Here is a 13,641-nt window from a genome sequence, read left to right as displayed (position 1 = left end):
GATGAGATTGTTCTATGCCGTTGCTTGCGGTTATGAGAGTTAGTTTGCGTCTCGACGACGACGTGGCATCACCAAAGCTAATGTTCCCAGGCCAGCTAGCGTTGCACTCGCAAACAGAGCATCTTGGGTGGAGACGCCTGTTTGTGCGAGACCGTTATTTTGTTGCTTGTGCTTGCCCATCTGTGGAAGAGGTCGAGGAGCTACCGGGGATTCAGGTGTAATGTTCGTATGAGACTGGTCTGCTTTAGGGGCGCAAGAATTCTTCTGCGTCTTTTCGGCTTCCTTCATCAGCATATTTGCCGTATTAAGGTCTAAAGTTGCCTTTGCTAGTTCCTCAGTTGAATCTTTCACCTGCTTAAGAAGCGATTCAGTATCAGCAATCTTTTTGCTCAGCTCTTCGCGTCGAGTTTCGGATAGCTTTAGATCTTTGTTCAACAAAGCTACTTCATGAGTAAGCATATCGAGCTTTGCTTGGAGTTCATTTTGTTTGTTTCCTAGCTGAGTAAGCTTTTGAAATTGCTCATCAAGTATTTGTTGCGTAGCTTTAATATTGGCTTCCGCTTGGGTAAGAGCTTGTTGGGCTACCTCGGCATTTTTGGTCGCTGCGGCATGATCTTCCTTAGCTTTCGCTAAGTAATCTTTAGCAGCTGTTAAAGTTCTCTCGGCCTTACGAAGCTCTGAATCGTCAACCTGTTTGCGGACTTCATTCAGTTTCTTTTCAAGTGCATTCTTTTCTTTTGCAACTGTTACCAGATCCTGTTCTACCTTATCAAGAGCGGATTTGGCCGTATTCTGCTTTTTCTGGAGATTGGCTAGTTGTCGTTCCGAAGTTTGAATATCCCGATTACGCTCCGTTTGCTGAGTTAACAAATTGGCTTGGTGAATCTGCAAGCTTGCGATATTTTGCTCGATCTGGGTCAACTGTTCTTTTTGTTCGTAGATAGATAGGCTAATCTGACCGACTTGTAATGTAAGTTGACGGATCAGTCCTGTCACTTCGTCGTACTGCTTTAACTTCGCTTCAATTATTACTTTCGTGCCATCGAGAGATGCAACTTTCTCCGCTAGTATTTGGACTTCGCTTTGGAGCTCTTTAACATCGTTACGTGCTTCAGCGAGATTATTTTCAGCTCCATTTTTCCGTAATTTTAGAATGTCATCGTTTGGAGTTTCCTGAAGTTTCTTGCTTAGCTCTTTTACTTCATTTTCATATTTTCTAACATCCTTTTCATTTCTTTCCAGTAGCTCTTGTTTAATGCGCAGCGAAGAGCGCTCTGGGCTCGATGTATTTTTCAGGAGTTGATCTTGGAGGGATTTATAGTCGATAGCTTTCTGTTTGTTTTTAGCTTGGTTTAACTCTTCAGCACGTAGAAGTTCTTCTTTTTTGAGATTGTTGATCTTCTCAATTTGCTGCGACTTCTCTTTGAACCCTTGTTGTATTTTGTCGAAAGCGCTATCGATTTCTTTAGCGGCAGTCTCTTTAGCATTCCTGAGCTGATTGAGCTTTGCTACTTCGTTCTTTGTAGCTGTTTGAGCTTCTTCATATACGGTACGAGCTTTTTCTGCCGTAGATTGGGCAGTTTCTTCTTGCTTCTTTGCCTGATTAAGCTCGCCTGTTAGTTTGTTAATCTTTTCTTGCACAATTGCCAGTGCTTGATTGCGCTTTTCGCGAGCTACCTTGGTGGCATCTTCGGCCTGTGCTGTCTTTTGTGTTGCCGTGTCAAGGCCGGACTTCTTTGATGCAGTATCTACAACCGCTGCATCAAAATTCTTCTTCGCATTGTCGCGCTTCGCGATAGCTTCAGCAAGAGCCTTCTTCGCTTCGTTTAACTTTAGAGTAGTTACAGTAGATTGTTCCTCAATCTCTGCAAGTTCAACTTTGGTGGAGTCAATAATCTTATTTGCTACAGAAATCTTTTTCGTAAGTTCCGTAGCAGTAGCAACCTCTTTATTGGAATCTTGTGATAGTTTAGCGAGCGCTTCTTGTAACGTAGCGCGTTGGGCCTTTTCTTCAGCTACTTTCTTTTCTAGCTGCACTTTGAGCTGAGCTAACTGCTCAATTTTTTTGTTTTCTTCGGCGATAGCCATACGAGCTTGTTCGCACTTTTTATCAATCTGTGTATCTGAAGTTGCCGAAGCTATCCCGGCAGTAGAGGTGATGCTCAAACCTGCGATAGTGAGGACAAGAGCCGAACGAGAAGAATAATTCAAAATAGTCATGGAGAGAAAATAACCAACAATAAGTTGACGAATCAAACTAAAAACGTAAATTCCCTGAGATGGAGATAAGGGTAACAGAGCTCGTGTGATTTTCTTAGTAAAAGAACAAGACTGTGAAACCCGCGGAAAACAGCTACAGCACCATCGCAGCGATCCAGCCAGCCACTAACAACGGAATGTTGAAGTGGAGGAAGGTTGGGATAACCGAGTCACGAATGTGATCGTGTTGACCATCCACATTCAAACCAGACGTAGGGCCGAGCGTCGAATCGGACGCCGGGGAACCGGCGTCGCCAAGCGCGCCAGATGTGCCAATAATTGCGACCGTCGCCAACGGAGAAAACCCGAGCGAAGCGCACAGTGGCACGTAAATCGTTGTGATAATCGGCAACGTGGAGAACGAGGATCCGATTCCGAGCGTAACAATCAGACCCACAATCAGCATAGCTACCGCGGCCAGTCCTTTGTTGCCAGCCACCAGGGTGCTGGCCGACTCAACAAGCGATTCGACGTGACCGGTCGCGTTCATAACCGAAGCGAAACCTTGAGCAGAAATCATGGTAAAGCCGATGATTGCCATCATCTTCATACCGTTAGTGAAAGCCTCGTCGGCTTGGCGAAGCTTGAGCGTGCCAGTAAACAGGAAAACGCTTAAACCGAGGAGTGAACCGAGGAGAAGCGCATCGGCTTTGTAGCCGAGAGAGTTGAGCGTGAGCTGAGTCCCGAAGGTGACCAGCACAGCCACGATCGCAACGATGGTGTTTTTTGTGGAAACTTGTGGTTTCGACGTCGACGTCGATGCCTCACCCGAGCAGTAGATGCGCGGCTTACGATACGAAAAACCGATAGCTATTAGCAAACCAACGAGCATCCCGGCTGCCGGAATTGCCATCGCATGCATGACGTTAATGTTCGACGTATCGAGCCCGGCAGATTCAATATTGCCGAGCAAAATATCGTTCAAGAAGACCGAACCGAACCCCAACGGAATGAACATGTATGTGGTCACGAGTCCGAACGTGATAGTGGACGCGACAATGCGCCGGTCGAGCTGCAACCGGTTGAATACTGGTAGCAGTGGCGGAATGAGGATCGGAATGAATGCGATGTGAACCGGAATAAGGTTCTGACTGAAGATAGCCATGAGAAGGATACCGCCGAGCAAACTGTACTTGATCATCGCGGTCGAGCCGCCAGGAGAGCGCTTCGCAGTGCGAGAGACAAGCCACGATGCCAGCAAATTGGGCAAGCCCGACTGCGCAACCGCCATCGCGAATGCTCCCAAGAGTGCGTAAGACAGCGCGATTTTAGCGCCGGCTCCCAAACCATCTTGGAAGGCGAGCATGGTACCGTCTAGGCCAAGACCGGCAGTGAAACCGCCGATAAGAGCACCCATGAACAGTGCAATGACCACGTGGACTCGCATAAGAGCTAGTAGGAGCATGGCAACAACAGCAATTAATACAGCATTCATACGGCTACTCTAACGGTGAACTAAGACGAGCTCAAGAAACCAGAATTCTTCTCACTATATGAACGCGTCATGGAACGATTTTGGCGATTTCTGGCGGAATCTGTTGTCATTATCGCCGTGGCAATCTTTAATGACTGCTAATCTAGTGAGTGAAGTTTATTTTCTAGCTTCCAAAATTCTAGGAGAATTTTTATGAAGAATCCGATGAAGCGTGTGGCAATTGGAGCATTTGCTGCCGCATCGCTGATTATGGCCCCTGTTACTGCATGGGCGGATGAACCTGCTCAGCCGGCAGAGAAGCCAGTTGATGCTGCTGCGGAGACTAAGGCTGAAACGGCTCAGCCTGCCGCCGAAGAACCAGTAGCTAAGGACCAGGAGAAGGTTGAGAAAGCAGACAGCGTTGTTACTCTCAACCTTTTCAACCTCACCGATATTCACGGTCACATCGAGCCAGCAGAAAAGTATAAGAAGCCAGGCGTATACGCAGAATCTGGGCTTGCTGCAGTTAAGTGCTACATTGACAAGGTAAAGGGAACTAACCCTAACACCCAGTTCACGCTGCTGGGCGATAACATTGGCGCATCACCGTTCACTTCTGGTTCAGCGATGGATAACCCAACCATCGAAGCATTGAACGCCATGAATGTTTTTGCATCCACGATCGGTAACCACGAATTCGATAAGGGTATCCCGGCGCTAAAGTCACGTTTTGCTGGTACTGATGGTTTCACCAAGATCGGTTTCCCATATTTGGGTGCCAACGTTGAAGGCCTATCTGAACTCGGTGACTACAAGATTTGGGAATCGCCATCTGGAGTGAAGGTTGGCTTCATTGGTGGCATCGAGAACGACGTCGCTACCAAACTTCCAGCCGGAACTGTTGATTCGCTGACTTTCCACGAAGCTGCACCGGCTATCAACAAGCTTGCCGATCAGCTCAAGGACGGCGACGAGACGAACGGCGAAGCAGATATCGTTGTTGCTATGTATGACAACGACGTCAAGCTGTCCTACCCGAAGATGAACAAGAACGTTGACATCATTATGGGTGGCGACACCCACGTTCCGTACTTCGGTCTGGATATGGTTCCTGCTGAGGACGGTCATTTGATCACCGCTACGGCCTCTGGTTCATTCACCGATAACTTGTCCAACGTCGTCGTCAAATACGATAAGGATGCTAAGAAGGTTGTTGAATCGCGGGCAGACAAGATCTCCGCAACCGACGTTTTCGCTTGTGGTCAAGACCCAGTTGTGAAGGCAATCGTGGATAAGGCTGCTGCTAACGCAAAGGCGGAAAAGGAAAAGGTTGTCTCGGAAGGTACCGGTAACTTCTACCGCGGTATTCATACCGATAACCCGAGCAAAACCCCAGCTCCAGGTTCCAACCGTGGTGTGGAATCGACGATCGGTGGCTTGATAGCCGATGCAATGAAGGATTCCTTCTTAACTCTTGATAAGAAGCCAATTGATATTGGTATCATCAACGCTGGCGGTATTCGTGCGGACTTGACGCCGAAGGAAGGCGTTGTAACTGTTGGTGACGTCTTCGCGTTCATGCCGTTCTCGAACGAAGTAGGCTATGTGACCTTGACTGGTGAGCAGTTTAAGACGTTACTAGAGCAGCAGTGGAAGACGTTGAGCAAGGATTCATCGCGGCCGATGCTCAAGCTGGGGCTTTCGAAGAATGTTACTTACACATTCGATCCTTCACGTCCAATGGGGGATCGCATCACCTCAATCATGCTTGATGGCAAGCCGATTGATCCTGCTGGTCACTACACCGTTGGTTCAGTAACCTTCTTGCTCACTGGTGGTGACTCTTTCAATATCCTCGCTGATCCTGCAGTGAAGGCAACATACAAGGTTATTCCAGACGGTTTAGATCGCGACTGGATGCAGAAGTATCTGAAGAACAACCAGGCAGTTCAGCCACGTGACTACACATCTTCTATTGGTGTCACCATCACCGATGTGACCACCAAGGGCAACAATGTTAGCGCGAAGCTTTCGTTGCGTGGACTTTCGTTCACGGTTGGTTCCGAAGCCCAAACAAAGGACGTTACCGTCAAGTTTGGTGATCAAACGTTCACTGCCGCGGTCAACAACTCGATTGTTGACACTAAGGCGACTACCGAAAATGCGGTAGTTGTTGCGGATGGTGCTGGATACACCGAGGCATTCGATATTCATGCTAATTTTAAATGCCCGGCAGACGCAAAGAGTGTGCATGTCCCGCTCGTTGTGATGAATGATCAGGGTAAGGTGCTCGTCAGTGCCGATCAGATGGTCGGTGTGGATGTGAACTGTGGTGGCGTTCCAGCATCACCAAAGCCGGTTCAGCACGGTCAGCTTGCACACACTGGTGCATCCGTTGGTATTCTTGGCGGATTAGCAGTAGTAGCTGTGCTCGGTGGTGCAGTGTTGCTTCGCCGTCGTAAGGACGACGACGCAGAGTAATCTGTAGTTTCCTACCAGTTGATGGGGATGGGTCTGACGGCCCGTCCCCATCATTTTTAGGAAAAAGAAACCAAATATCTCACAAATGTACGACTAAAGTCCTAAATATAGTGACACAGGTCGCATAAAAGTTCTCGATTGTGGGACTAAGGTGGTACATTTAACAGCGATTAGTGTGGCTGTGTCCGGCCATTTCATTTGACCCACTGGAGGGGCTACTACATATGACGAAGTATGTTTACAAATTTACCGAAGGCGACAAAGATCAAAAAGATCTTCTCGGCGGCAAAGGAGCAAACCTTGCTGAGATGACGAAGCTGGGATTGCCAGTGCCACCCGGCTTCACCATTACCACCGATACTTGCCGATACTACCTCGCAAATAACCAAGTTCCGGCAGAGCTCAAAGAGCAAGTTGCCGTAGCTATCGCCGGTGTTGAAGAAGTGATGGGGAAGAAGCTCGGCGATCCTTCCGATCCACTACTTATGTCGGTTCGCTCCGGTGCAAAGTTCTCCATGCCAGGCATGATGGAAACCGTGCTCAACATTGGACTGAATGATCAGTCCGTAGAAGGTCTCGCTGCAGTCGGTAACGAGCGCTTCGCTTGGGATTCTTACCGTCGGCTTATCCAGATGTTCGGAAAAACAGTCATGGATATCGATGGTGATTTATTCGCCAATGCACTCCATGGTCTCCAAAAGCGCAAGGGCTACGCTGGCGATCTTGACATGACCACCGAGGACCTCAAAGAACTCGTTGCTACCTTCAAAGAGATCTTCAAGAAGGAAACTGGTCAGGATTTCCCACAGAACCCACGCCACCAGCTGGACCTCGCAGTTATCGCAGTGTTCAATTCCTGGAACACGGACCGCGCGCGCATCTACCGCCGTCGGGAACACATTCCGAACGATCTCGGAACCGCAGTCAACGTACAAACCATGGTGTTTGGTAACATGGGCGAAGGCTCCGGAACCGGAGTCTGCTTCACCCGTGACCCTTCCACTGGTGACTCGGGCGTTTACGGCGACTACCTCGAAAACGCACAAGGCGAAGACGTTGTTGCCGGTATCCGCAACACACTATCGCTAGCTGATCTCGAGCGGATCGACAAGACCTCATACGATGAGCTCGTCGCCATTATGAAGAAGCTCGAAAACCACTACCGCGATCTGTGCGACATCGAGTTCACCATTCAGCAAGGTAAGCTGTGGATGCTCCAGACTCGAGTCGGTAAGCGTACCGCAGCAGCCGCCTTCCGTATCGCCAAGCAGCTCGTTGAAGAAGGCTTGATCAGTGAAGACGAAGCGGTAACCCGGGTAACCGGCGAACAACTGACGTCCTTGCTGTTCCCGCAGTTTGATAAGAAGGCGCCAAAGACACTGCTTACCCACGGAATGGCAGCCTCCCCAGGCGCAGCCGTCGGTGAAATCGTCCTCAATAATGAGCAGGCGAAAGAACGTGTAGCAGCTGGTGCATCAGTTATTCTCGTTCGTCGCGAAACCAATCCAGACGATCTAGAAGGAATGGTTGCTGCATCCGGCGTGCTCACCGCGCGCGGCGGCAAGACCTCTCACGCAGCTGTGGTGGCACGTGGCATGGGCCGGTGCTGTGTTGTGGGCGCCGATGAGCTACTCGTTGAAGAAGCTGCTGGAACGGTAGCTATCAAGGGGTCCGATAAGGTATTCCAAGCTGGCGATATTATCTCCATCGACGGTACAACCGGTGAAGTCTTCGCCGGAGCGGTAGCAGTTACCAACTCGCCAGTCATGACCTACATTGCTGACGGTCTAGATGAGGCGCTCAAGGTTGCTGAAGACGATGACACTAAAGATTTGGTCCGCGCAGTTGACCTGATTTTGACTCGTGCAGATAACGCTCGTAAGCTCCTTGTTCGCGCCAACGCAGATACCCCAGAAGATGCCCAACGCGCTCGCGAGTTTGGCGCTCAGGGCATCGGCTTGTGCCGTACCGAGCACATGTTCCTCGGAGATCGTCGTAAGCTCATCGAAACCGTTATTTTGGCAAAGACCGAGGAAGCTAAGCAGGCTGCATTCGATGCGTTGCTCCCACTCCAAAAGGGTGATTTCCTCGGAATTTTCGAAGCGATGGATGGACTGCCAGTCACAGTTCGCTTGATTGACCCGCCATTGCACGAGTTCCTTCCTGATATGACTGCGTTGTCAGTAGAGCTCGCAGTGAAGCAGGCTAAGGGCGAGACGATTAGCATAGAAGAGCAAGCATTGCTGGAAGCAGTCAAGGGTAACCATGAGCAAAACCCAATGCTTGGCTTGCGCGGTGTTCGTCTTGGTCTGAAACTTCCGGGCTTGATTATTATGCAGGTACGAGCCATTGCTGAAGCAGCGGCTGAATTGAAGAAGGCCGGCAAGGATCCACGTCCAGAGATCATGGTTCCGCTGATCGGTTCTTCGCGCGAAATGCAGATTGTTCGCGATATGGCAGAAGAAGTATTGGCTGAAGTGTCTGCGGAGCACGGCGTTGAGATTGACCTCCCAATCGGCAACATGATTGAGCTACCGCGTGCAGCGATGTCTGCCGATACTATCGCAGCTGAATCGGACTTCTTCTCCTTCGGTACCAACGATCTGACCCAGACAACTTGGGGCTTCTCTCGTGACGACGTCGAATCCACGTTCTTCAACGAATACTTCGACTACGGTGTGTTCGGCATTTCGCCATTCGAATCTATCGATGTTCACGGTGTCGGTGCGGTTGTCGAAATGGGCGTTGAGCGTGGCCGGTCAACCAAGCCGGGCTTGAAGATGGGCGTGTGTGGCGAGCACGGTGGGGATCCGGCATCGATCCATTTCTTTGCTGAGATCGGCCTGAACTACGTGTCATGCTCTCCATTCCGTGTCCCAGTGGCACGCCTCGAAGCGGGCCGTGCAGCGATTTCCAACGAATCGCCACGGGCAGCTGGCGGTGCCGCTAACCGCACTGCCTGAACCTTAACGGACTGACAGAACTCAGTAGCACACTGGCGCATATTCGGCACGAATATGCGCCAGTAGTGTATCTGTTCGTGTCGCGGTGAAGATTCTTACAGTATTCCTCAGCGATGTTTGTCAATCGCGATGCCAAACTCAGGCAAGTAGAATAAGAGTCCGAACAGCTGAGGAGGATAAGTGAAAAAACAACAGCACGGACGCATCTTAGGCTTAGATGGTTTACGTGCAATAGCAGCGTTAATCGTTGTGGTTTATCATCTCATCCCGGGTGTTGCTGATGTGGGTTATATCGGCGTCGATATGTTCTTCGTTATATCGGGGTTTCTTATTACTTCGTTGCTGATGAAGGAATATGAAACAAACGGCTCGATCTCATTTGGTAGATTCTGGATGCGACGCATTCGCCGGCTTGTTCCTGCAGTGGTTGTAGCAACCGTTGGGGCTTTAGCCTTGGCTCGAGTTTTCGGGGGAGACGCTTTAACACAGTTGCGTTGGCAGGCGCTCGGTGCGCTGACAGGGTCATACAACTGGTTTCAAATTGCTCATTCTTCCTCATATTTTGATCAGCAGTCGCCATTGTTGCTCAATAATATGTGGTCGTTGGCTGTTGAGCAGCAGTTTTACCTGATTTGGCCGCTAATCCTCATTCTTATTATGTTCTTTTTCCCGTTCCGGGTTCGTGCAACAACTGCAGTGGTTTTGGCGGGTGCTTCGATTGCGCTACATGCAGTGACGGTTGGCAGTGATCCTACATCTGCCTATGTGTCGACCTTTAGCCACTCGTTTGGCCTAATGATGGGTGCAGGCATGGCATTGAGCTTGCCCGGATTGCTTCGCGGGGTTCGACAGGAGGCCACTGCATGGTGGGGATATGCGTCTTGGTTGGCCTTGGCATCTATCGTGGCGCTGAGCGTCATTGTGCCCGACGGCGAACTCATGTATCCGTGGGGGATGGTTCTGTTCTCGATACTTACAGTTATCGTCATTCGTGGTTTGCTCCCAGATGTTCCGGGTTGGGGAGCACGCGGGTTGCAGGGTGCTCTTGAATTCCGTCCGGTCGCATGGTTGGGGCATAGGTCGTACGGTATCTATTTATGGCACTGGCCGTTACACGTTATCGGGTTCTATCATTCGCCGCTTAAAGCGTTTCCGACGTCGATCATCGTCCTTTTCTTGAGCATTATTTTTGCTGATCTGTCTTATCGCTTTATTGAAACTCCGATCCGCCAGCAGGGCTTCATTGTGTGGGTAAAAAATCTAGTAGACCACAAGATTGCCACAGTGTTCGGTGGAATTATTTTTGGCGTGTTGTTAAGTTTGGCGGTTATTGGCTTATTGACTGAGCAAAAAACGTCGTCGGGCGAACTCATTATCCGCCAAGCCCAAGAACAGGTGGAAAAGAACCGGCAGCAGGAGGCTCCGCAAAATGACAATGCACAATCGCAAGAACCATCTCCAGCTGAACCTACTCCAGAGCAGGCACCGAATACTGTAGCTCCGGAACCAGAAAATAACCAGCCAAGCCAGTTCCCGGAACCTGTAGGAAGCAACGTAACTATTATCGGTGACTCAGTCACGTTGGCGGCACAGCCTGCGTTCACGGAAGCTTTACCAGGGGTGATTGTAGATGGTGCGGTGTCTCGATCGATAAAGCAGTTTCCGGCTATCGCCGCTGATTATGACAGCCGTAACCAGCTTCGCCCATACGTGGTTGTGGGTCTAGGAACAAATGTGGCGATTACAGCCGCGGATGCGGAAGCTGTTATGAAGAGTGTTGGTCCGAATAGGCGAATTGTTTTCATAACGGCAAGTGCCCCTGAATATGCAACTTGGGTTCCTATTTCTAATGCAACAATGCGCGATTTTGCTGCACGTTATCCTGACCGTGTGGCAATTGCGGATTGGGAACAGATTGCATTGGCGCACCAAGATAATCTCGCCGGAGACAGAATACACCCGGATGGTGATGGGGCCCGGCTTCTCGCGGATGCTGTTTCTCAGGCATTGCACAGTTTTCATGGGTAAGATAAGGCACTGAAGGCCATTGGTGGTCTATATCGCGTCTTGATCATCTTATAAAATACCGAGTTTTCCGATATTCTTTTAAATACACGTATGGGAAGGAAGGGTGGAACATGTCAGTGTTTGCATTGAACGATGGAAGACTCGTTGAGGCACCTACATATTCCCAGTTTTCTCGAAGTCTCATCAAAGACATTCTCCATGCGGTGCAGTCTCAAACTTTAGCCTTAATTCAGCGCCCACTGTTTCCAATCGGGTATGTGACGAATCAGGACTCAAGTGTTCCAAAGCAATCACTGATTGCTTTGGATTCAGATAAACGTGTTGTCACGATTGAAGTTGTTGACATCCTGACTGCCGCATCGCTCGTCCAGGCATCTGCGCGAGCCGGCAAATTTAGTTCTCTCAGCCGGCAAGAACTCGTTGACTTTTATCCGGGGACAGAACAAGATTTTGCTCATCGATGGGGGCTTTTTATTGACAGCACAGCGCCATCGTCTCAGCAAGCGCCACGGTTATACATCTTTTGCCAGGATCTCGATGATGAAGCACGCAATTCGCTGAGTGGGGTAGATGTTGACGTTAAACTTATCGTCGCACATGAGGGCGCTAGCGGAACCTTGATCGAAGTCGTAGATGTAGATCAGCATCTGCCACACGTCATTAACCAGCCGCAAGCGCCATGGATGATCAGTGCCGGGAGCGCCAATAATGGCGATGGAACTGAAGATTTACTTGATCAGTCGCTGTGGGACATTCAAGGATGGGCGGAGCGTCCTACCATTGCCCCGTTGCCATATCATCAAGCCGTTCCTCAACAATCGCAGGCTGATAATCTTCCTGCAGATCAACCCGATTTTATCCTTCAAGATTCCGAAGATGGCGTTCGCGAAGCGTCAGAAGAAGCAGAAGAAAGCCGTTTTGATACGGCAATTATGTTGGCTGAGCTAACTGAGCAGCCCCGCCGTCGTAGCCGTCGGGCACGCCGCCGTGCCACCGCTGGCCAAACTGAATCAGAACACGTATCAGTCAACGAGCGCGACACAACGCCAGCCAGCACCCCACATCTGCCGAAATCGAAATCGGGGACCGTTCTATACGAACAGCTTTTGGAACGCACCAAGCGTGCTGAACAGCGCTTGTGGGATCGTTCTGCGCCCCAAGTTCACACCGAGAAAACTATTTTCTCCGAGGAGGAGTCGGCCAATATGGCGGCTCGTGCGGTAGCTGAAGCAGCCGAAAAGGATTGCACGAAGCTCGCTGAGTGGATTACCACCCAGCGAGCCGAACAACGTGCTTCTAATAATAAGCCACAACCGGCGCGTAGACGCCGTTCACGTCGCCACTAAATACGTGCTACGTGCGTGATCCAGTTGCGCAGGTGAGCGAAAGCTTCGGTGCGTACTTCTGCTCGCGAAAAAACTACGTCATGGATTGCGCCCGATAGTTTCACAATAGTGGTGTGATTAGATAGGTAAGCGGCGCGCTTCCAAATCAGTTCGACGTCGAGCACGCCGTCGACACTGCGTTGTCCTTGATTCCATGTTTCCGTGATATCGGAGCGAGCCGAGGTCATCACCAAAACTGGAAGGTCCATATTCAGACCCTTAGCGACTTGAGCGTGACCGTTGAGGACAGCGGAAAGCCAGCCGGCACGAATAGGGAAGGACGGGAAGTGACGGAATCTTTCGTCCGGCTTCCAGCCGCCCTCGAAGAACGGGTCACCAGCTTGATGGACTGGCATTGGGCCGTCCTCTTCTTTCCATCCGGTAAGTACGCGTTGGTAGAAGCCATTATCGGACTCCGAAAGGATTTTTTCTGGCGAAAAACGCGCTACGGTATCCACGAAAGGCTTTCCGACATGGTGAGTGATTGGGGAATCTTGATACTCCAGCCACGGTGAATTCAGTGCAAGTCCAGCGAGCTTACTGGCGTGCCGGGAGGCAAACAGGCTCGTCGTTAATCCACCAGTTGAATGGCCGTAAAGAATGATCGGGAAATCCTCCTGATGTTCAGCCTTGATGATCTCCATCGCGGCGAGGATTTCTTCATCGTATTTCTTCAAATCGCTGATGTATCCCCACATCTGACCTTCTTCATGGGATCGGCCGTAGCGGCGCAAGTCCAGGGCGTAAAAACGGCCCCCGCACGAGGTCACAGCTTGAGCTAGTTCCGTCTGATAGAAATAGTCATTCCAGCCGTGCACACCGAGGAAAGCAAACTTAGGTGCTGAGTCAGCTGTTTGTGCGGTTTCTGGTAGATGCCGTACCAGCGTTGCCTTCACTGGTCCTTGCTCATCAGGTTGCAGATCGATAGTTGTATTAGTGTAATCTTTTCCAAGAAAATCTGGGTACCACGTTGTCATGCTTATAAGGGTATCTGGCACAAACCTTGCGAGACAACTAATAATGGTAAAGAAGCCCTGTTTCTGCCATAGTTTCCAGAAATTCGTATGACAAGTCATTTTATGTGTAAAATCTATTTGGTATTCGTATTGGT

General features: G+C 50.1%; 7 protein-coding genes. 4 read left to right on the top strand and 3 right to left on the bottom strand.

Annotated elements, in window-relative coordinates:
- Positions 1-39: 39 nt before the first annotated feature.
- Positions 40-2,220 carry a coiled-coil domain-containing protein gene (locus BLT51_RS01005; RefSeq protein WP_091278820.1) on the bottom strand — a complete coding sequence of 727 codons (2,181 nt, stop codon included), beginning with the start codon at positions 2,218-2,220 and terminating at the stop codon, positions 40-42.
- Between the two features lie 133 nt (positions 2,221-2,353).
- Complete coding sequence (locus BLT51_RS01000) at positions 2,354-3,694, bottom strand: Na+/H+ antiporter family protein (RefSeq protein ID WP_091278818.1); 1,341 nt, start codon at positions 3,692-3,694, stop codon at positions 2,354-2,356.
- 192 nt (positions 3,695-3,886) lie between these two features.
- On the opposite strand from BLT51_RS01000, the gene BLT51_RS00995 reads away from it, so the two are divergent.
- The 4 genes from BLT51_RS00995 (at position 3,887) to BLT51_RS00980 (ending at position 12,491) form a co-directional block, all read left to right on the top strand.
- On the top strand, positions 3,887-6,154 hold the full coding sequence (locus BLT51_RS00995; RefSeq protein ID WP_091278814.1) for a bifunctional metallophosphatase/5'-nucleotidase: 2,268 nt from the start codon (positions 3,887-3,889) through the stop codon (positions 6,152-6,154).
- Positions 6,155-6,378: 224 nt separating this feature from the next.
- Positions 6,379-9,117: a pyruvate, phosphate dikinase gene (gene ppdK / locus BLT51_RS00990; protein ID WP_091278812.1), complete on the top strand. Its 2,739-nt coding sequence runs from the start codon at positions 6,379-6,381 to the stop codon at positions 9,115-9,117.
- 180 nt (positions 9,118-9,297) lie between these two features.
- A complete protein-coding gene (locus BLT51_RS00985) occupies positions 9,298-11,145 on the top strand; it encodes an acyltransferase family protein (RefSeq protein WP_091278809.1) in 1,848 nt (615 codons plus the stop codon).
- Between the two features lie 110 nt (positions 11,146-11,255).
- Complete coding sequence (locus BLT51_RS00980) at positions 11,256-12,491, top strand: hypothetical protein (protein WP_091278807.1); 1,236 nt, start codon at positions 11,256-11,258, stop codon at positions 12,489-12,491.
- Here the strand turns inward: BLT51_RS00980 and BLT51_RS00975 are convergent.
- Entirely contained in the window at positions 12,488-13,507 is a 1,020-nt protein-coding gene (locus tag BLT51_RS00975; protein ID WP_091278804.1) for an alpha/beta hydrolase, read from the bottom strand. The genes BLT51_RS00980 and BLT51_RS00975 overlap by 4 nt on opposite strands.
- Positions 13,508-13,641 lie beyond the last annotated feature (134 nt).

This window comes from Arcanobacterium phocae, from assembly GCF_900105865.1.
Taxonomy (GTDB): Bacteria; Actinomycetota; Actinomycetes; order Actinomycetales; family Actinomycetaceae; genus Arcanobacterium; species Arcanobacterium phocae.
This window is presented reverse-complemented; position numbering and strand designations above follow the sequence as displayed.

Excerpts from the sequence above, each read along its gene's own strand:
- BLT51_RS01005 (WP_091278820.1), bottom strand. The coding sequence starts at position 2,220 with ATGACTATTTTGAATTATTCTTCTCGTTCGGCTCTTGTCCTCACTATC.
- BLT51_RS01000 (WP_091278818.1), bottom strand. The coding sequence starts at position 3,694 with ATGAATGCTGTATTAATTGCTGTTGTTGCCATGCTCCTACTAGCTCTT.
- BLT51_RS00995 (WP_091278814.1), top strand. The coding sequence starts at position 3,887 with ATGAAGAATCCGATGAAGCGTGTGGCAATTGGAGCATTTGCTGCCGCA.
- ppdK (WP_091278812.1), top strand. The coding sequence starts at position 6,379 with ATGACGAAGTATGTTTACAAATTTACCGAAGGCGACAAAGATCAAAAA.
- BLT51_RS00980 (WP_091278807.1), top strand. The coding sequence starts at position 11,256 with ATGTCAGTGTTTGCATTGAACGATGGAAGACTCGTTGAGGCACCTACA.
- BLT51_RS00975 (WP_091278804.1), bottom strand. The coding sequence starts at position 13,507 with ATGACAACGTGGTACCCAGATTTTCTTGGAAAAGATTACACTAATACA.